A 19,736-nucleotide genomic window follows, 5' to 3' on the forward strand; every position below is an offset into this window, starting at 1 on the left:
AGTACTACTAATGACAGCGACTGCAAATAACATTGACACAGAAGAATTATTATCCCATGCCTCCGAGGCAGAGCGATATTTAAAGCAATTAGCGAACAAAACCCGCCTTATGGTGTTGTGTTCTCTGCTAAATGATGAATTTTCTGTATCTGATTTACTGACCCGGATTCCGGTAACTCAGCCGGTACTTTCTCAACATCTGGCACTTTTACGTGAGGCCAACATGGTGGCCACCCGTCGTGACGGGCAAACAATTTACTATAGTCTTGCTGACGACAGAGTGAAGCAGACTATAGGCCTGCTTTATGGTTTCTTCTGTGCTGCAGAGTGACATCTCCGGTTCTTATTGAATAAAGGCGGCGGCTGCCGCCTTTATTATTTTCGATCTGTCATTAAAGGTTTACTTGCCAGAGACGCAAGGTAGTCGGCGTCATCAAGGCGGTCATCATCCACTTCCGGTAATGCCATCAGGTCATCATGACTGACGTTCACATGAATCTTATGCGTCGACCAGTCGATGTCTTTTATCAGCGCGGGAGCGAGCGCAATTTTTTTCCCGCCGGGCAGCCAGTTTCGTGTATCAATAATGAAAAGCTGAATGGCCCAGTTGCGTTTGTCGATGACAAAATCACATACGTGACCTGTGTCCTCGCCCTGCGCACTGATATCGTACCCGTTTACTTCGTCGCAGGACCGTAAGTGATTTTCAGGCTTGCTTTCAAGGCTGTCCATGTCGTCCTGCATACTTTGCTGATCAACAAGCTCTGTAGGATGTGAGAAGTCGCCCCAGGCACCCGGTCCCGTCCAGTAATAGCCGTAACCGAAATATTTAAATAAGATTTCTTCGTATTCCCGCGATAACGGTTTGTGGTCGTCGATGGACGGACTTTCTTTCAAAGCATCTTTGGTCATAGACACATAGAGTTTTTCTTCTGTGTCATTCACCTCAGTAAGTGAAATGGGGGAGAGTACAACTTTGCGGCCAAGGGGCAGCCACTTGTGTGTATCGGCCACAAAATAGCGGATAACGAAATCCTGATCATCAAACAAAACATCTTTGCACTGACCAATGTCGCCGTCAGTGGCATGAATTCCGAATTTTGTCAGGGTATTAAAAGCAATCATCTTTTTGTCCTTTTTGCCTGCTTAAACCATAAGCGCAGTGAAATCCCGGTCTTACAAGTACTGAGATTGCACGGGTATACATGCTGTTTCGTACAGGCAATCTAAAAAGATCACAAAAAGCTGCGGGAAAAAGTAAAAAGTTAAGGCGTGAATAAAACAGCAAAACCTGACCGGTTCCGTGAAAGAAACCGGGCAGGTTCATAAAGATGACTGTGAAGATGAATCAGGCGACGTCGAATGTTTCGTCTGAGTAGTCATCATCAAATTCGGCCGCGTTGCTGGCCGAACTGTGTAACGTGTAGAAGTTACGTTTTCCACGGGCTAGGTGTACGTACTTTTGCCACGCTTTTTCCAGTCCGTTCTCAGCCGGAACAGTACCGGAAATGAAAGCGACAAAGTGTTTTTCATCAGCGGATTCAGGTTGTATTGTGCCTGATTCCAGATCACACAAAGTTTTACCGTAACGTGTCAGCAAGTCGGCCTCTGGTATACTGAAGTCTCCGGATTTTTTAAAACCGTACGGAAATTTTACCCTGTCGATGAAGGGCTTTGGAGCTGGTCGGATATCAAACGTTTTCATGGCGAAGTCTCGAAAAGGAGTAAACTCAGCAGACTTTTAAATCAATAAAAACATCATGGGAAACAAATTTTTTTTACCTTTAAGATAAATAATTTTGAATGTGCTTTTGTCAGGACGACAAGCACCGTGAGCAGTCCGGGAAACGGGCTCAACGGGGAAATTAGCCCTTTAACGCTACACTATTGAGGTAGCTAATGAATAGAGGGTGGTTGATTTTTGTTCAGTGAAATTATTCATCGTCACGATGATTAATTTTTGTTTCCCATTTTTGTCAGCACACTGATAATGGAGATGTGGCAATAACTATGAGACTGCAATGAGTAAAGACTATCGTTACCAGCGTGAAGAATGGGACTCGGTAGAAGATGGTGACCTTCACGGCAAAAAAAGCCAGGACCGTCGTCATCAGGTGAAAACTAAGCAAAAGCGTGACGTTCAGCGTCGCGAAAAACAGCGAAGGCTTCACCAGGAAAGTTACTGATAACACGCGATTAATGTTATCTGAGCAACGCATCAGTTTTCTGATGCGTTGTGTACATTTTTGTTTTACAACCATAGAAAGCTGTGAGACCGTATACCCTGTAACGTGACTCGCTGTGTAGCATCTATGGATATCCGCTTTTTATCTACCTTTCTTGAAGTTGTTAAGACCCGGCATTTTGGTAAAGCCGCAGAGAATCTTTATCTGACGCAATCTGCTGTCAGCGCCAGAATTAAATTGCTGGAAGAGTATTTTCAGACCACTTTATTTATACGCCACCGCAACAGTATTCAATTGACCCAGGCTGGTGAGAAACTCCTTCCTTTCGCGCATCAACTGACCGACACGCTAAAAGACGCCAAACGGGAACTGCAAGCCGAATCCGGCGAATTTGTGGTGTGCGCCGCTACCCAGCTGGCCAGTGAAATGGGGTTCACGTCTGTGCTGGGAAAAGTTCATCAGGCATTTCCAGACTGGTCTGTAAAAGCCGAAGTGCTTACGCTGGACAGCTTATCCCGTCAGCTTCATGAAAGAACCATCGACATTGCATTGTCTTCAGAACCGCTGAAGTCTGAAGAAATTCTGAGTACCGAGTTGCTGTGTGAGCCCCTTGCTATGTTTGCTTATGGTACTGAAGCAGAAGAGCCCGCGCCGAACACCTATGTGTCTGTAGAGTGGGGCAGCAAAGTCAGGGATAAGTTACAGCAAATCAGTCCTCAGCTCCGTGATGCCAGACTCAGTACAAATTCTCTCCGGCTGGCTGCCAGCAGCCTTACTGAAGAAGGCGGCTTTGCGTTGTTACCGGAATCGGTTGCAAAAAAACTGTTACCGGCCGGGGAACTCCGTTGTGTCAGTACTTTTGAGGATCTCTCTGCGACGGTTTATCTTAATACAATGAAATCGGTTAAACGTCCCGGGCTACCCGCACTGCTCGATTTACTCACATCCGCTCAAGTGTGATATTACCTGTATCGTCCGGTCACTCACCTTTTTATTTACATCGTCAGACTGGCGTAATACCAGTCTGAATCTGGAATTTAATTCTGTTTGGGTTATGATACCCGCATACGGTTAAACTTTCGCCAGGCTGGCGGATTAAAAGTTACCGTTTATCTCTGTGTCTGACGGATTTAGCACAGATGAGAACCAAATCACTATTAATACTGTATTGACTGACAGAATATGCGGCCATGGAAGGAGTAAAAGCATGCGTTGTCTGAAAATATGGGGTCTGGTAACCACGTGTTTGACCTCATGGGCGGTAACAGCCTCTGTTGAAACTGTCTCTGCGGAACCAGTTCCGTGGAAATATTCCTCATCTGTTACCAGTGTGGTACAGCTACAGCCTGCCAACGGCGAAGTGTTCAATTCTGTTGCTCAGGGCGCGATAACGTTCACCCTGGAAAATGGCCTTAACGTGGTCATGCTGCCCATGGATACAGCCGCCGCCGTCACCTTACATTTGCAGTTTGATACCAACCGGTATCCTGATAAACCTTTGCCCGGATTACCTGCGCTGGCTTTCGACGTATTGGCAGCAAATCCCGCTTTGTCAGATTTTAACGGTGATCTCCGGTTGGTCAGCGGCGCCCGTACCAGTCAGGTGAGCGTGGATACGTCCGGCGAAAAAGCTGTGGAAGCGGCTAATGTGCTGGCACAGGCTGTACGCTATAACGGTATTGATGAAGACATTCTGGCAAGAACAAAAGCAGAACACTGGCGGAACTATGAAATTGCCGGTTTGCAAAAAGCTACCGGTATTAAGACCGGTAATATAAGCCGCGGGACAGTGCAACCGGAAGCGGCTTCATTTTTGAACATCACCGGCGATGATATCCGCAACTATCTGACTGACACACTGGTGGCCAGCCGCGCCAGACTCTTTGTGGCAGGTGATTTTATGCCGGGTAAACTGGAACAGGCCATACGACAGGCATTTGCCGGCATGCCGGCAGGAAACGCAGGTGCTTCCGCCGGTGAAAACCGCTATGCCGGCTACACGTTAGTTCACCGTGAAGTGGCAACGCCGGCCAGCCGGGTAACAGCAGCTTTTGCGCCGGAAAAACGCTTAACGGCAGGGGATAAACCTGCTTCCAGTTTTGTGTTGATGCAACACCAGCGCGGTGAATTAATTAATCAGTTAGCAAATCTTTACGCTTTTGACTTGCAGGAAAGAAGTCTGACCCAATATATCAGCTATATTCATCAAAGATCAGTCGTCCGGTCTGGCAATACTGTGGAGAGAAATCCCATGGCAGATTCATTATCATCGGGTAACGGAAAGCCGGAATATCAAACACAGGATGATAAGCCGGACGCTGAAAAATTTAAGTCAGATAACCGCTTGCCGGTTCTGTAAGGAAATGTATGTCTTTATCTCACCCTCTACTGGAAGTCAGTGCTGAAAAACGCCTGCAGGCCACCGTTGAATCCGTCATTGAACATGGCGAGGTGTGGATCTTAAAAGATGACGATGGTTGTGTGATGCTCACTTCTGATGAAGAAGACGGTGTGCCGGTATGGCCCGATGAGGCGCTGGCTGCACTTTGGGCTACGGATGAATGGTCTCACTGTGAGCCGTTACGCATTTCCCTGCAGGATTGGATGCAAAAGTGGACACCGGGCCTGTTGAAAGACGCGCTGGTGGTCATGGTTTGCCCTGTACCGGGCGAAGAAGGCGAGATTATTGAGCCGGACGTCATGGCAGAGAAAATTCTCGCCGCAAAAGGCTGATCGCAGTTGCTGCCTCTTACGTTAAAACCGTATCAGAAATGAATAAAAGGAGCAGCGCATGTTATTGCAACAACCCACAATGCAGGATCTGTTCGCTCAACTGGGTCTGGACAACAGCGATGAAGCGATGGAAAGTTTTGTCGAAAAACACCGGGGTTTGAACGACAGCAGACACATTGAAGATGCACCTTTCTGGAATGATGCACAGGCTACATTCTTGAGAAGTGCGTTGCTGGAGGATGCTGAATGGGTCGAAATCATCGATCAACTGAATGCTGAACTGCATCATTAAATAAAGTCACGCCCTGCATCTGACAGGGCTTTTTTTAGCTCTTCCCTGACACATTTTCACACACTCTTTAGCGTCTCATCGCGATGCAGTCTCCTTTTGCAATTTCCATTCTGACGTCTGCCGGGTAAACTAAGGACGTATAATAACGACGGAAAAAAGCAAAGGAATCAAGATGTCCCGAAAAACAATCATTGCTGCGTCAGTAGCATTTTGCTGTGCTGCGCTTCCGGCACTGGCAAAAGAAGGTATGTTTACCCCTGAACAGCTCCCGCAAATAGCCGGTGATCTTAAAAATACCGGTCTGGAGATTTCCCCTGAAACACTCTCTGACTTAACCGGTTTTCCCATGGGCGCGATTGTTTCCCTTGGCGGTTGCTCTGCTTCCTTCGTTTCCGCACAGGGTCTGGCCGTTACCAACCATCACTGTGCCCGGGGCTCAGTGCAGTACAACAGTACACCTGATAACAATTATCTGGAAAACGGTTTTCTGGCAAAGGAACTGGCAGATGAGTTGCCGGCCGCGCCCGGCACGCGCATGTTCGTTACTGTGGATTTTACCGACGTGACCAGTCAGGTGACCGGCATGCTCAGTGAGGATTTACAGGGGCGGGAACGATACGATGCCATTGAGCAAAACCGCAAGGCGATTATTGCTGAATGCGAAGCAGAGCCCGGATACCGTTGTTCCGTACCGGCTTTTTTCCAGGGACTGGAATATAAATTAATCAAGCAAATGGAAATACGCGATGTACGCATAGCCTATGCACCGGCGGAGTCTACCGGGACATACGGCGGGGAAATTGATAACTGGATGTGGCCCCGCCACACAGGGGACTTCTCATTTTACCGCGCTTATGTTGGACCGGACGGAAAGCCGGCAGACTACAGTGAAGATAATGTCCCTTATCAGCCTGCACAAATACTGAAGGTCTCTGCAGCCGGGTTGGATGACGGCGATTTTGTTATGGCCGCAGGTTATCCCGGTTCGACAAACCGTTATGCCAGACATTCACTGGTTTCCTATACGTTTGACTGGTTGTATCCAACGAACCTTGATTTGGGAGGGCAGTGGGTTGATACCATCAAGGGCGCCTCTGAAGAGGGCAGTGATGCGCGGATAAAATATGATGCCTTACTCGCCAGCCTGAATAACTTCCTGAAAAATATACAGGGACAACTTGAAGGCGCTAAGAGGGTGGGACTGGTTTCGCGCCGCGCCGAAAGGGAAGAGGCTCTGACTTCCTGGCTAACGTCGCAGGGTAAAAATGCCCTGGTTGACAATATCAGTCAACTGGATAGTGTCATGGACGAGCGCATCAGAAACAACAAGCAAAATTTCTGGTATAAAAATTTGTCTCGCGCACAGCTATTGTCAGTGGCGAAACAGCTTTACCGCAATGCAATAGAAAGTGAGAAGCCGGATGCTGAACATTTACCGGGTTTTCAGGATCGGGACCGTTCACGGCTGGAAGAAAGCCTGACACGGGTTGATCGCCGCTTCGATGCCACTGTTGATAAAGCGGTATGGAAAAAAATGATTTCTCTTTATATGGCTCAGCCTGAAGATGCACGGGTAAAAGCCTTTGACAATGCTATGGGTCTGAAGGCCGCTGCCGATAAAGGAAACCTGGATGAAGTACTGGATACTTTTTATCGTGAAACTACACTGAAAGATACTGAAATGCGGGTAAACTGGCTTAAGGCCGGTCGCAGTGAATTTGAGAGCAGTAAAGATCCTTTCATTCGTCTTGCTGTGGCGTTATATGACACTGAAATGCAAATAGAAGATGCCACAAAAGCGCTGCGGGGGCAGTCTGCTGCCTTGCAGCCTCTGTATATGCAAGCCATTATTGACTGGCAGAAATCAAAAGGTAATCTGGCGTACCCTGATGCCAACAGTACTCTGAGGGTGACTTACGGAAATGTACTCGGCGGCTCGCCAAAAGACGGTTTAATCTATGAACCGTTTACCCGTCTTGAAGGTATTTTAGAGAAAGACACCGGGGAAAGTCCCTTCAATGCACCGGCAAAATTGTTGTCGCTGATTGAAGAAAAGCAGTACGGACCTTATAAGCTGGATAGTATTAATAGTGTGCCGGTCAATTTCCTTACCGATCTGGATTCCACCGGCGGTAACTCAGGCTCTGCAACGCTGAATGCCAATGCTGAGCTGGTTGGCTTGTTGTTCGACGGTACATTTGAAAGTGTCAACTCAGACTGGGATTTTGATCCCCGTACAACACGTACTATTCATGTTGATGCGCGATACATGCTGTGGGTAATGGAATATGTAGACGGCGCAACCAATCTCATTGATGAAATGACCATCGTGAAATAATTGCCCGTTCTGACTACGTACGGCCTGTGATTGACAGGCCGTTTTTATTTTAACTTCTTGATGGGGAGGTGATTATCAGCTCACTTAATCCGGCAAAAGATGATTTATGGTTTATTCCGCTGGGCGGTACCGGTGAAATTGGCATGAACCTGAATCTTTATGGACACGACGGACAGTGGTTAATGGTGGATTGCGGCGTCTCATTTAATGAGCCTCTGTATCCGGCCGCTGAAACGGGCGTCACAAAAGATGCCTTATTTTCTGTTGTCGCGCCGGACCCGGAATTTATCACCTCCCGCAAAGAGCAACTGGCCGGGCTGGTGATAACCCATGCTCATGAAGATCACGTCGGTGCGGTTCCTTACATCTGGCAACGGTTTCGTTGTCCGGTTTATACCACGCCGTTTACTGCCGAAGTGCTGCGCCGTAAACTGGCCAGGGAAAATATGGCCGGGCGGGTGCCAATTATAGAAGTGTCGGAAAACACCACCCGCACGATTGGGCCTTTCACCGTGCGCTGGCTGGCTATTACTCATTCCATTCCTGATCCCTACGCCATATTGATAGACACCTCCGCAGGTAAAATTTTTCATACCGCTGACTGGAAAATCGATGCGCAGCCTGTGTCAGGCAAGCCTTTTCAGCACACACTGTATCAGGCCCTGCAGGACGAAAACATTCTGGCCATGGTGGGGGATTCTACCAATGCATTGAAGCCGGGCATGTCACTGTCTGAACGTAATTGCTTCGATGGCTTGTTATCAGTCATCAAGCCATTGAAGGGCAGAGTCGTGGTAGCCTGTTTTGCCAGTAACATAGCCAGATTGATTTCTTTGGCACGGGTTGCTCAACGGACCGGGCGTTACCTTGCCCTGCTTGGCCGCTCACTCATCAACATGGTCAGCATTGCCAGGGCTCAGGGCTTCTGGCCGGAAGATATTACGCTGGCAGATCCAGAACATATTGGCTACTTACCACCCGAAGAAGTGCTGGTGGTGGCAACAGGCAGCCAGGGAGAGCCCCGGGCTGCGCTCTCCCGTCTGGCAACAAACAGTCATCCGCAACTGGAGCTGGCCAGAGGCGATCATATTATTTTTTCCAGCATAGTGATACCCGGTAACGAAAAGCCGGTTGAGCGGTTACTGTCCCGTTTTGCGGCCATGGGAGTCAGTACGTTGCTCAGTGAAGACAGCCCGTTGCCGGTTCACGCCAGCGGTCACCCCTGTGCTGAAGAACTTAAGCTTATGTATCACTGGGTGAAGCCGGAAATTGCCATTCCTGTACATGGCGAAGCTGCACATCTGCAGGCCCATGCAGATATTGCAAAATCATGCGGTATCCGGAAAACCTATGTGGGCACCAATGGTGATCTTTACCGTCTCGCTCCTCAGGCCGGTATCAAACGCGGCGCGGTGAAAGCCGGCCGGATCCCTATCAGGGAAAAGGACTGACACGTATTAACAGCTTCTTATTTTTCAATGAGGTATGTAAATTTATCCTCAGGTCAGGCAGTGCCGCTTTCATTTATGTGCAGAATCGTTAAACTGCACACCATAGACAAATAGCAATTGCGGTTCGCTGTGTCTGACCGGTAAAAAAACGGTGCACGGCGAAGTTGTCAGGCCCGGTGAGGCCTCTCATGTCGAAGTGAAACGACACCTGATGATAACAATGAAAATAATGCGCAAGTTCCCGGACATCAGGGAACAATTAATGACACTGTTGTTTTTTATTCTGTTTTTTCTTACCGGCACGGTGAATGCCGCTCCTCTTATCGAAGATCCCACTTTTTTACAGCTCGGTACCGCCGATGGTCTGGCTCAGGACAAGGTTCAGGATATCGTACGCGACCGTGACGGATTTATCTGGGTAGCGACAGAAGGAGGCGTGAGCCGCTGGGACGGTTACCGCTTTGTTACCCTGGAAGGTCCTGACGGATTGTTCGTCAACAACGAAATCCGTAATTTGTTTGTCGACAGCAGCAATCGTCTGTGGGTTTCCACTTATTCTGACGGCGTTTATTTTTTTGATTTAAACAGTAACCGTTACCAACTGGTCAGCAGAGTCAGTTATTTTGATGAAGAAGGTTGGACCCAGGGTGCTGATGCCTTCGAAGAACTGGCGGACGGTTCTATGGTGGTGGCGCTGGAACAGCACATTATCAGATATTATCCCCAAACCGGTGAAAGTACTGAACTGTATCGTCTTACCAAAGAGCATATCGGAGAGGGGAACGTAATCAGGGATGTAAAGAGTATGGGCGACCAGCTCTTTATCGCCACAAGTTACGGCCTGGAAGTTATGTCACTGTCAAAAGGGCTGGCAAGTCTTAAAACTCTCAACTATCTGCCTGCCGGCGATATCTCCAATCTTTCTGTTAATACAAAAACCTTATATACCCCTTCTCCGGATACATTATTTATCGGCACGGTAGGGGGGCTTTTTTCAATCCCGGTGACTGACCTTACCGAAAAAGATGATGATGTTATTGAGGTTCAGGGCAGCCGTGTCGTTAAAGATCGCAATATCTGGACAATGACACCGGCCGGTAACGGAGAGTACTGGCTGGGCACTGACCTGGGACTGTTCAGGTTGTATCGTGAAAATGACCAGTGGCAAAACAGCCATATTCTTTATCCCCATGCAGGCATTATTGCGCTGGCTGACAAAAGTATCCGGAGTTTGTTGTCTGATGAGCAGGGGAACTTATGGATGGGCAGTGTATATGGTGGTCTTTTGTTCTGGTATGCCAAGCCATTAGGTATCGAGACGTATCAGAACACCATTCGTGACGATAAGGCGGTCGTGGCAGATAACACCGTATGGTCATTTTTGCAGGAAGACGACATTCTCTGGGTGGGTACCAAAAACGGATTAACAGCATTCAATCTTAAAACAGAAGAAAGCCGGCATTTCCTTCGTGAAGATGATATCGCCAACAGCAGCGATGTCAGTATTATCATGAATATCTATCCTGCGCCGGGTGACAATTTAATTCTGGAGACATACAGAGGACTGCGGATGTTCTCTAAGCAAACCGGAGAAATCAGTCCGCTGCCGTCACATACACCGGAGGCTGAAAAAGTTTTAAATGACTGGAATTTTGGCACAGCAACGGACAACGAAGGCCGCATTTATTTTATTTCCCGGGGCTTCTGGCGCTACGATCCGGCCACAGAAAAACTGGAATCTCTGCCGCTTGATATCGAAGGCATTAACGCCAATTATTCCTTTACCTTTCTTGGCGCAGATAAGCGCTACCCCGGCAAGATCTTCTTGTCAGTGAGAGACGCCGTTCTGATGGTAGATACCACGGATTTCGGGATCCGCGATGTCTACCGGTTTCCTGAAAAGGAACGCAATAATATCAGCGCGGTTACCAGCTTCATGGTCGACAGTCACGATGTACTCTGGCTGGGCTTTCCCAGTTACGGCATGGTGGGTTTAGACGCTGAAACCTTTGCTGTGAAAACATACCTGAACGGAACAGAGTCGTTGTTCACAGACATTGTTTACAGCCTCACCGGAGATGAAAGCGGGAACATCTGGTTTACTACCCATGGATTCCTCGGGCGTTATTCACCTCTTTCCGGTTCCGTAGAGCGGTACCGTTACGGGGAAGACATCAGAGTCTCTGAGTTTAATGATGGCGCAGCGTTAAAGCTTAGTGACGGACGGCTGGCATTTGGTTCTACGGCAGGATTCGTGTTGTTTGATCCGGAAAAATTGCTGGATAAAGCAAAGCAACGGGCCCGTAGCGTGAAAAAAATGGTGATCAGCAACGTGTTGCTGGACTCCCGCATGATCCATGAACCCATGCGAAACCTTAGCGGTGAACATGTTACGTTTAATCATGACGATTACGGCATTACTATTCAGTTCACTGCGCTGTCGTCCAGTTACAGCCGCGATACAACATTCCGCTATAAGCTCGTCAGAGAAAATTCGGTGGTCAGTGAGTCGGTCTCCAAAAATGGCAGTGTCACATTTGCATTCCTGTCTCCGGGCGAATATCACTTTGATGTGTCCCCGTTAAAGCAGGACAACGATGTGGTGCTGCTGCCGGCTTCTTTGTCTTTTACCATTCCGTATCCGCCGCTACGTTCACCGGTGGCTTACAGTATTTATTTTTGCTTTCTGCTGGTTTTACTTGCCAGTTATCTCTTTCACCGGCAGCGTCAGCAAAACCGCTTACATCAGGCGCAACACCAGGTGCGTTTGTTCGGTGACGCGTTTCAGCACACCCGTGACTGGGTAATGATTTTCGACAACGCCTATATGCCGGTGGCTGTGAATCCTTCATGCTGTGCAGCATTCGGGCTCGACAGCGACAAGGGACTGGAACGCCAGCTGAATCGTATGTTTGAGAACTCGCCGCGACTGGGTAAAACGTTAAGAGAAAAATTATCTGTTCTGAAAGCCGGCGAGTTCTGGAAGAGCGAAGAAAGTCTCACCGGTGCTGATGGCCGCCATTATGACGTACTGGTTGAAGTCTCTGTGACCGGCACGATGACTGATGCGGATAAAATCGACCATTACCTCATTATCATGTCAGATATTACGGAGCAGAAAAACGCCGAAAGAAAGCTTATTAAAGTGGCGAACTACGACAGTCTTACCGGTCTGGTTAACCGGACACTGTTGCTCGAAAGGCTTGAACAGGCCATTGAGCGTGCCAATCACCATGGTAGCGAAGTGGGGGTATTGTTCGTCGACCTGGACAGGTTTAAAGGCATTAATGATTCTTTAGGGCATGATTATGGCGATAAATTACTCAGGATTGTTGCCAACCGCATGCTGAACCTGGCATCACCGGACGATACTGTAGCCAGACTGGGCGGTGATGAATTTGTTATTGTGACTGAAAATGTTACTGACAGGCAGAAAGTCGGCGAGTTTGTGGGGCACCTGATTGAGTCCGTTGAAACCCCTATCGCCCTTGGCAACGAAGTGGTGCGGGTGTCTGCCAGTGTGGGGATTTCTTTTTATCCCGAAGATGCCTCTGAGCCCGCTGAGTTGCTGAAACAGTCAGATGTGGCCATGTATACGGCGAAGAAAGATACTGTGTCCGGCTTCAGTTATTTCACTGAAGATATGAATGCCAAAGTCCGCGACAGACTTAAGCTGGAAAACAGGGTGAAAAAAGCCTGGCAGGAACAGTGTTTTTACAATCATTATCAGCCCATCATAAATGCGAAAACCGGCAAAACTGTCGGCGTCGAATTACTGCTTCGTTGCTCACTTAATGATCCTCCTTTATACCCGTCCGAATTCATTCCGGTACTGGAAGAATTACGTTATGTGATTGATGTGACCCGTGCTGCCATGCAGAGCGCCGTGGATGATCTCATAACGTGGTATGCGGACGGCTTTGAGGGGTATGTGGCAATTAACCTGTCAGCTTTACACTTTAAAACCGAGTTCGATATTGACGGTGTGAAAGCCTTACTGGATGAGGCCGGTTTGCCAAGAAGTGCATTGCGCTTCGAGCTTACTGAAGGGATCCTGATGGATGATGCGGAAGGTGCTCTCCGTCAAGTTAACCGGTTTATCGAAGCAGGATTTATACTGGCACTGGATGACTTTGGTACCGGCTATTCATCATTGAGTTATCTGAAAAAATTCCCCCTTCAGGTACTAAAAATCGATAAAAGTTTTGTCGATGACATTGAGCCTGATGGCAGTAACGATGCGCTGGTGCTCGCGACCATAGAAATGGCAACTAATCTGAATATGCGTTGTGTCGCTGAAGGGGTAGAAGAAGCCGGACAGGTAGAATATTTACTTGAGAAGGGATGTATTTACCACCAGGGCTATTATTATTCCCGCCCTGTTGAGGCGAAATATGTGCCTGAGCTACTGAACCGGCAATGGTAGCTGCTATTCGTCTGTCATAACCGGCAAAATGCCTGTACTCAGTACAGGCATTTTGCTTTTTCAACACTTAGCTTTTCAGATTGAGTTTTAACGGTAACGGCAAGGTTTTAAAACGCTGGCCGGTAGCGGCAAATAACGCATTGCAAAGCGCCGGCGTAAATGGCGGCGTCGGTGGCTCACCGACACCGGCTGCCGGTGCATCACTGTCAACGATATCAATCTCAAAGTGTGCCGGTGCATGTTGCATGCGTGCCACGGTGTAGTTGTGGAAGTTACTCTGATCTATCGCCCCGTCTGTGGCTGAAATCTGCCCCAGCGCACAGCTCAAACCATATACCGACCCCCCTTCACACTGCGCCCGTACATGTTCCGGGTTTACGATGGTGCCGGCATCAATACTGACCCAGGTAGCCGGAATATGCCACGTACCGTCCTCTTTTACTTCTATTTCCACCACGGTTGCAGTGTAACTTAGAAATGAGCGATGAGCTGCCAGGCCCAGGTAGCGACCCTGTGACTTCCGTTTATCCCAGTCTGCCATGGCCGTCACCCTTTCAATCACATTGATCAGGCGGCCAGTATCTACAGGGTATTTTTCAATGGGATCGCCATAATTTTCATACGCCGCACCTTCCGCTTTTAAGTCAATCAGGCGGGCAGGTCCAATGAGGGACAGTAAATGGGCTTTGGGATCCTGACCGGCGTGATGGGCCAGTTCGTCAGCGAAACTCTGCACTGCCCAGGCATGGAAAATATTGCATACACTGCGTAACCAGCCGATCCTCACATGATTAACCGCTTCACCTTTTTGCAGCAACATATTATCGATGCTGAACGGGTTATCCATGAATCCCAGACTCAGCTCGCCGTTTGATGGTGTGGTAACCCCGCCGGCGAAGGTGGTGGAAATTGAGGGAAATGCTGTGCAGTGTTGCCAGGCCAGCGTTTTTCCATTTTCATCCTGCGCAGCCTTAAGGTGCTGGGCACTCACACTGTGATAATAGCCATGCTGAATGTCGTCTTCCCGCCGCCAGATCAGCTTTACCGGAGCGCCGGTTTGCTTTGAAAGCAGCGCGGCTTCAGCAGCATAATCCGGCTTTGATTTACGTCCGAAACCGCCACCGAGCAAGGTCACATTGACCGTTACATTGTCAGCCGGGATCCCAAGGGCGCCGGCCACGTTGTTACGGGTAGCCTGAGGTGTTTGCGTACATGCCCATATTTCAGCTTTATCACCCTGTACGTGTGCTGTTGCCGCAGGAGGTTCCATAGGCGCCTGTGCGAGAAGGGGGGCGAAGTAAGTCGATTCAATGACCTTGTCTGACGATGCCAGTACAGCCGGAGCATCTCCTTTCGACCTGACGGTTTCGCCGCCTTTTTGGGCTGAGGCAATAAGCGCCTGTTTTTCATCTTCAAACTGATAATGGCTATGTTCGTTTTGTGTCCACTGAATGTTCAGCGCTTTTGCGCCCTGCATGGCAGACCAGGTGGACGCGGCTACGACAGCAACGCCACCTAACGGATTAAACATGGCCGGCGCAGCAGCAGCCGGCATGGTGATAACATGTTTTACGCCTTTGACCTGTTTCGCTTTGCTGTCGTCCAGCGATTTTACCGTCGTGAACATGACAGGAGGGCGCACAATGACAGCGGTAAGCATACCTTCACGTTGCACATCCTGACCATATACGGTTTTGCCGGCTACTACATCCGGTAAGTCGACGCTGGCCATGCCTTTGCCGCTGTATTTTAAGGCGGACTTTTCCTTAACAGTGACATCTGCTTCGGCAGGGACAGACAAGGTTGCTGCAACAGGAACCAGACTGGCAAAGCCGGCTTTGCGGCCTGTCGGCTTGTGTACTACGTAATGGTTTTCACAAATGCACTCACTGCTGTCGGTTCCCCAGCCTTTTGCTGCGGCCTGCCTCAGCATCAATGCAGCGGTAGCGCCTGCTGTTCTCAGCCGGTCGTAATTCCGGCGAATACTTCTGGAGCCGTCTGTATTCTGGTCACCGTAAACCGGATCGCCTGTTGCCTGAGTCACCTTGACCTTGGACCAGTCGGCATCCAGTTCGTCAGCAATGATTTGCGCAATGGCTGTGCGGATTTGCTGACCCATCTCCGAGCGGTGGCAGGTGACAGTAATCACACCTTCCTCACTGACAGACACAAACAGGTTCGGCGCAAGACGCTCTGCTGATGTGGCCATTTCTGCACCAAGAGCGTGAGTGGCCGGCAGCAATGTCACGGACAGGGAAAAGCCACCGGCAGCGGCAGACTTTTTCAGAAACGAGCGGCGTGACAGTTTCAAGTCAGACGTAGTCATTTTCCTGCCTCCGCTGCTTTTTTAATGGCTTTTTTAATTCTGGTATACGTACCGCACCGGCAAATATTGCCCGACATGGCCCGTTCAATGTCTGCGTCATCAGGCGAAGGATTAGAGGCAAGCAGGGAAGCTGCCTGCATAATCTGACCACTCTGGCAGTAGCCACATTGGGGAACATGTTCTTTCGCCCAGCTAATTTGTAACGGGTGAGCATTATTTTCATCCAGCCCTTCTATTGTGGTGATTGTTTTACCGTCTGCTGCAGACATGGGTAACTGACAGGAACGCGTAGCCTGACCATCCAGATGTACAGTACATGCGCCGCACAGTGCCATGCCACAGCCGTATTTCGTGCCGGTCATCTTCAGATCATCACGGATGTACCACAGCAGGGGCATGGCCGGTTCGCCGTCATACTCCTGAGTTTTGCCATTAATTGTAATTTTCATGATTTCGCCTTGTTTGTTCATTCCTTGTTCCCTGGTCAGTGCCGGGAGCGAAAAATGTATGCCTGTTAACTGGTTTAAGTGGTGTAAGTGTCAGTATCTACTATGATTAACCATGAATAACGCTTAGATTTATATAACCGCTTTGTGAATTTAATGTTAATCTCTGCGATACAATAGCAATAAAAACGGATGTAATGTCAATGACTCTAGCCGTCGTAAATGAAAATCAGCAAGTTCAGTATAGCCCTCTGGCCATGCTGTACCATTGGGAAAATACCCGGCCCGCCGATACCTTTCTTGTTCAGCCTTCAGATGGTCATTATCAACCTTATTCCTACGCGCAGGTTGCCGGTCTTGCAAGACGGGTTGCCCGCCGGTTAACTGAGTTGTCACTGCCTGCCGGCAGCCGTATAGGTATTTTCGCTAAAAATTGCGCGGAATGGTTTGTCGTTGATCTCGGGATCATGATGGCTGGTCATATTTCGGTACCCATTTTTGCCTCTGCCGGCGGGGATACACTGAATTATGTTATTCGCCATGCAGATATTAAGCTCTTGTTCATCGGCAAACTGGATAAGCCCGATACACAATTACCTGCTGTGCCGGCTGACTTGCATACTGTAGCGATGCCTTATCCCGGGATCCCTGCCAGCGAGCAATGGGATGCCTTTATTGCCTGCGAACCGCTAGCTGGCTCGCCTGATCGAGATCTTGATGATGTAATGACCATTATCTACACCTCCGGCAGCACCGGCGAGCCTAAAGGTGTGGTGCACAGCTTTCGCAGTATCTGCTGGGCTGCGGCTAATTCACTGGATGCGCTGACGTTTTGTGCCACTGACCGGATGATGAGTTATTTGCCGCTGGCGCACATAACCGAACGGGTACTGGTAGAACTGGCCAGTTTCTATTCCGGCGGAAAAATCCACTTTGTCGAATCCCTTGATACCTTCCAGCGGGACGTAAAACATTGTCAGCCCACCTTGTTTATTTCTGTACCGCGTCTGTGGACCAAGTTCAGAGATGGTGTGCTTGGCAAAATGCCGCAGAAAAAATTGTCTTTGCTGTTAGCTATACCTTTCATCAATTCCATGGTGAAAAAGAAGATACAGCAGGGGCTGGGCTTATCAGAAGCACGCTTGTTTGCCAGTGGTTCAGCACCACTGGCTCCCGCAATTATCAGTTGGTTCAGTAAGATTGGTATTCCCATCAGTGAAGGTTGGGGAATGACGGAAAACAGTGCATACGGGTCTGCCTGCGTACCGTTCCGGCAGGATAAAATAGGTAAAATTGGGAAGGCCTATAAAGGTGTGGATATCCGCATCAGCAGTGAAGGCGAAATTCAGGTTAAATCTCCCTGCAATATGGTGGAGTATTACCTGGATCCGGTAAAAACGACAGAAGTCCTGACCCCTGACGGCTATTTAAAAACCGGTGATAAGGGAGAAATTGACAACGAAGGGTACGTGAAAATTACCGGACGCCTGAAGGATATATTTAAAACAGAAAAAGGAAAATATGTGACGCCGGCGCCTATTGAAGCCCGCATCATGGAGAATGATTTAATTGAGCAGGTGTGTGTCGTCGGTACCGGATTGCCTCAACCGGTGGCCTTACTGGTGTTATCGGAGGAAGCAGCTAAGCAACCCAAACTGACACTGGAAACCCGTTTGCAAAGCACACTGAACGCAGTAAACAGCAATCTGGAAAGCCATCAGAAGCTTGATCATATGCTGGTGATCAATGAGGAGTGGACCATCGACAATGGGTTACTCACCCCCACGCTGAAAGTGAAGCGACATGTGCTGGAGGAGCGGTATAAGTCAGTGATTCTGGCCGGATACCGGGAACCGGTTGTGTGGATTAACTAAATTTTTTGGTTAAATTTAATACAGTTTTCAGTTTCTCTGTTACTATTGAAACTCTCCGGGTCGCCGGGGCCCGGCATGCAAAGGAACGCTTATGAAAATGAATGTATTACCCGCCACATTAGTATTCGCTTCACTGGCCTTATCTGCTTCAGCACACGCTGACGTTGCTGACTACATGAAAGCAGCCGGTGCGTTCTGCGACAAGCTGAAAGTGTGTATATCGCTGGAAATGGAAAAAGAAATGGGCGGCGAAGTTCCCCCTCAAATGCGCGGGATGGTAGAAGGTATGGCCGACCAGATGTGTCAGCAATATGTACCTGAAATGTTCGAAGAGAAATTTGCTGCGCACGAAGACATAGTGGAGAAAAGTACAGAGTGTCTTAATGAGATGCTTGATGTTGACTGCAGTGAGTTTGAAGACTTAAATGAACCCGCTTCATGCAAAGAAGCTGAATCTATGGCAAAGGCCAGGGGTCTGATTGAATAGCCTCTTAGCCCGGATGAAAAAGTAAAAAGCTCACTAAGAAGTGAGCTTTTTACTATGATTTATTCTCAGGCAGGATAGCGTTCTGCCAGTCCTGCGTAAACCTGATCAGCGTAGCCTTCGTGGTTGATATCAAGCGCCGCTAATACTTCCACAAGGTGTTCATTATCTTCCCGGCCTTGCCACTCTTTAATATAGGTTCCGGCTTTATAACCATTGTCCTGACGGAAAAAGTTCAGCACATTCTTACCCACATACTGGCGAAACAACTCATCACTACTCATTTCGCTTTGACCGGCGATATGCATAAACAATGGCACACTGAAACGTTTTGCCGCACAAAGACCGGCCATCAGTTCCAGGTTATCCAGCAGTGATTGCTGCTCCGGGTGATAATCTGTGCCGTCAAACTGCACTTGCACTGAAGTCTGTGCAAGTTGTGCCGCCAGTGCATCAGCGGATGCCTGCACATCACCCTGATAATCAATAATGCTTGCAGACAGGGCAAAGTGCCAGATATCTACCAGCTCCATCTGTAACTGAGGTAAATCTTTCTGTTGTGCTTTCCACCACTTCCAGCCGTGGTGCTCAATAGCCTCTACCGATTCCACCATCGCGGCACGCAGGTAACCATATCCGGCGGTTAACCACTGAGGGTTCACTTTGGTATTCATTTTATTTTGCAGCGAGAGCATGGTGGCGAGTTGTTGTTGGCTTAACATGTTTTTCTTCATAACGATTGTCAGGATGACAGAATTGTATAGGAACAGCATACGGGAGAAAAGCACTGGCAAGTTGCCTTGTCTTGGTGCGTTTGCACCAAAACAAAAAAACTGCTTTCGCAGTTTTTTGATGGGGTTGAGTCTAAGCTTTTGAATTTTATAGGCTATTTTTTTCTGGCACGCATAGTGCCTTATCTAAAGTGTTATCTGTGCTTTCTCCTGGCGTTAACCTTTTCCGGTGCCAGGCAACGCCGCGAACCGGTTGTCACGAGTGAGCCCGTAACCTTGCCCATACAGATTTTTCGTGTCCTGAGGTCTGTATGGGTTTTTTTATCCGCATAATTTTACCTCAAGGCCATTTTTTAGCCAACCGTTTATTTGTTGAACTTTAGTCTGTTTTTTGCTGCTGGCTCATTCTCACGTTATCCCGTAACATGGAAAAAAACGCGTGAATTCAG

General features: G+C 48.6%; 16 protein-coding genes. 11 read left to right on the plus strand and 5 right to left on the minus strand.

The window, feature by feature from the left end; all coding sequences use genetic code 11:
- The first annotated feature begins 10 nt into the window (after positions 1–10).
- Complete coding sequence (locus ACXAGR_RS18505; protein ID WP_119500985.1) at positions 11–331, plus strand: ArsR/SmtB family transcription factor; 321 nt, start codon at positions 11–13, stop codon at positions 329–331.
- A 44-nt stretch (positions 332–375) separates the two neighbouring features.
- Here ACXAGR_RS18505 and ACXAGR_RS18510 read toward each other — a convergent pair whose 3' ends face one another.
- Together ACXAGR_RS18510 and ACXAGR_RS18515 are read right to left on the minus strand one after the other, a co-directional pair.
- Positions 376–1,125 (minus strand): PRC-barrel domain containing protein, encoded by a 750-nt coding sequence (locus ACXAGR_RS18510; protein WP_474851841.1) that lies wholly within the window; start codon positions 1,123–1,125, stop codon positions 376–378.
- A gap of 223 nt (positions 1,126–1,348) precedes the next feature.
- Positions 1,349–1,705, minus strand: coding sequence for a MaoP family protein (locus tag ACXAGR_RS18515; RefSeq protein WP_303574533.1), 357 nt, complete (start codon positions 1,703–1,705; stop codon positions 1,349–1,351).
- A 316-nt stretch (positions 1,706–2,021) separates the two neighbouring features.
- Here ACXAGR_RS18515 and ACXAGR_RS18520 point away from each other — a divergent pair, with 316 nt between their 5' ends.
- From ACXAGR_RS18520 to ACXAGR_RS18555, 8 genes are all read left to right on the plus strand, one after another.
- Complete coding sequence (locus tag ACXAGR_RS18520) at positions 2,022–2,186, plus strand: hypothetical protein (protein ID WP_474845595.1); 165 nt, start codon at positions 2,022–2,024, stop codon at positions 2,184–2,186.
- Between the two features lie 126 nt (positions 2,187–2,312).
- Entirely contained in the window at positions 2,313–3,146 is an 834-nt protein-coding gene (locus ACXAGR_RS18525; protein ID WP_119500988.1) for a LysR family transcriptional regulator, read from the plus strand.
- Between the two features lie 247 nt (positions 3,147–3,393).
- The gene (locus ACXAGR_RS18530; protein ID WP_474851843.1) at positions 3,394–4,545 is read left to right on the plus strand and encodes a peptidase M16 family protein; all 1,152 of its coding nucleotides are present in this window, start codon (positions 3,394–3,396) and stop codon (positions 4,543–4,545) included.
- A gap of 8 nt (positions 4,546–4,553) precedes the next feature.
- On the plus strand, positions 4,554–4,919 hold the full coding sequence (locus ACXAGR_RS18535) for a DUF2750 domain-containing protein (protein ID WP_474845599.1): 366 nt from the start codon (positions 4,554–4,556) through the stop codon (positions 4,917–4,919).
- 58 nt (positions 4,920–4,977) lie between these two features.
- Positions 4,978–5,211 carry a DUF2789 family protein gene (locus ACXAGR_RS18540; protein ID WP_303574528.1) on the plus strand — a complete coding sequence of 78 codons (234 nt, stop codon included), beginning with the start codon at positions 4,978–4,980 and terminating at the stop codon, positions 5,209–5,211.
- Between the two features lie 172 nt (positions 5,212–5,383).
- On the plus strand, positions 5,384–7,549 hold the full coding sequence (locus ACXAGR_RS18545) for a S46 family peptidase (RefSeq protein ID WP_474851845.1): 2,166 nt from the start codon (positions 5,384–5,386) through the stop codon (positions 7,547–7,549).
- 143 nt (positions 7,550–7,692) lie between these two features.
- A complete protein-coding gene (locus tag ACXAGR_RS18550) occupies positions 7,693–9,000 on the plus strand; it encodes a ribonuclease J (protein ID WP_474852141.1) in 1,308 nt (435 codons plus the stop codon).
- Between the two features lie 262 nt (positions 9,001–9,262).
- Positions 9,263–13,426 (plus strand): EAL domain-containing protein, encoded by a 4,164-nt coding sequence (locus ACXAGR_RS18555; RefSeq protein WP_474851847.1) that lies wholly within the window; start codon positions 9,263–9,265, stop codon positions 13,424–13,426.
- Positions 13,427–13,493: 67 nt separating this feature from the next.
- Here ACXAGR_RS18555 and ACXAGR_RS18560 read toward each other — a convergent pair whose 3' ends face one another.
- Positions 13,494–15,752 (minus strand): xanthine dehydrogenase family protein molybdopterin-binding subunit, encoded by a 2,259-nt coding sequence (locus tag ACXAGR_RS18560; RefSeq protein WP_474851849.1) that lies wholly within the window; start codon positions 15,750–15,752, stop codon positions 13,494–13,496.
- A complete protein-coding gene (locus ACXAGR_RS18565) occupies positions 15,749–16,204 on the minus strand; it encodes a (2Fe-2S)-binding protein (protein WP_474852143.1) in 456 nt (151 codons plus the stop codon). The genes ACXAGR_RS18560 and ACXAGR_RS18565 overlap by 4 nt, the downstream gene beginning before the upstream one ends.
- Before the next feature lie 191 nt (positions 16,205–16,395).
- Here ACXAGR_RS18565 and ACXAGR_RS18570 point away from each other — a divergent pair, with 191 nt between their 5' ends.
- Positions 16,396–18,072, plus strand: a complete 1,677-nt coding sequence (locus ACXAGR_RS18570) for an AMP-binding protein (protein WP_474851850.1) — start codon at positions 16,396–16,398, stop codon at positions 18,070–18,072.
- Positions 18,073–18,163: 91 nt separating this feature from the next.
- Positions 18,164–18,559 carry a hypothetical protein gene (locus ACXAGR_RS18575; RefSeq protein ID WP_474845609.1) on the plus strand — a complete coding sequence of 132 codons (396 nt, stop codon included), beginning with the start codon at positions 18,164–18,166 and terminating at the stop codon, positions 18,557–18,559.
- Between the two features lie 65 nt (positions 18,560–18,624).
- On the opposite strand, the gene ACXAGR_RS18580 is transcribed toward ACXAGR_RS18575, so the two are convergent.
- Positions 18,625–19,278 (minus strand): dUTP diphosphatase, encoded by a 654-nt coding sequence (locus ACXAGR_RS18580; RefSeq protein ID WP_474852145.1) that lies wholly within the window; start codon positions 19,276–19,278, stop codon positions 18,625–18,627.
- Between the last annotated feature and the right edge of the window lie 458 nt (positions 19,279–19,736).

The sequence above is a fragment of the Alteromonas sp. ABH4_457 genome (assembly GCF_056160625.1).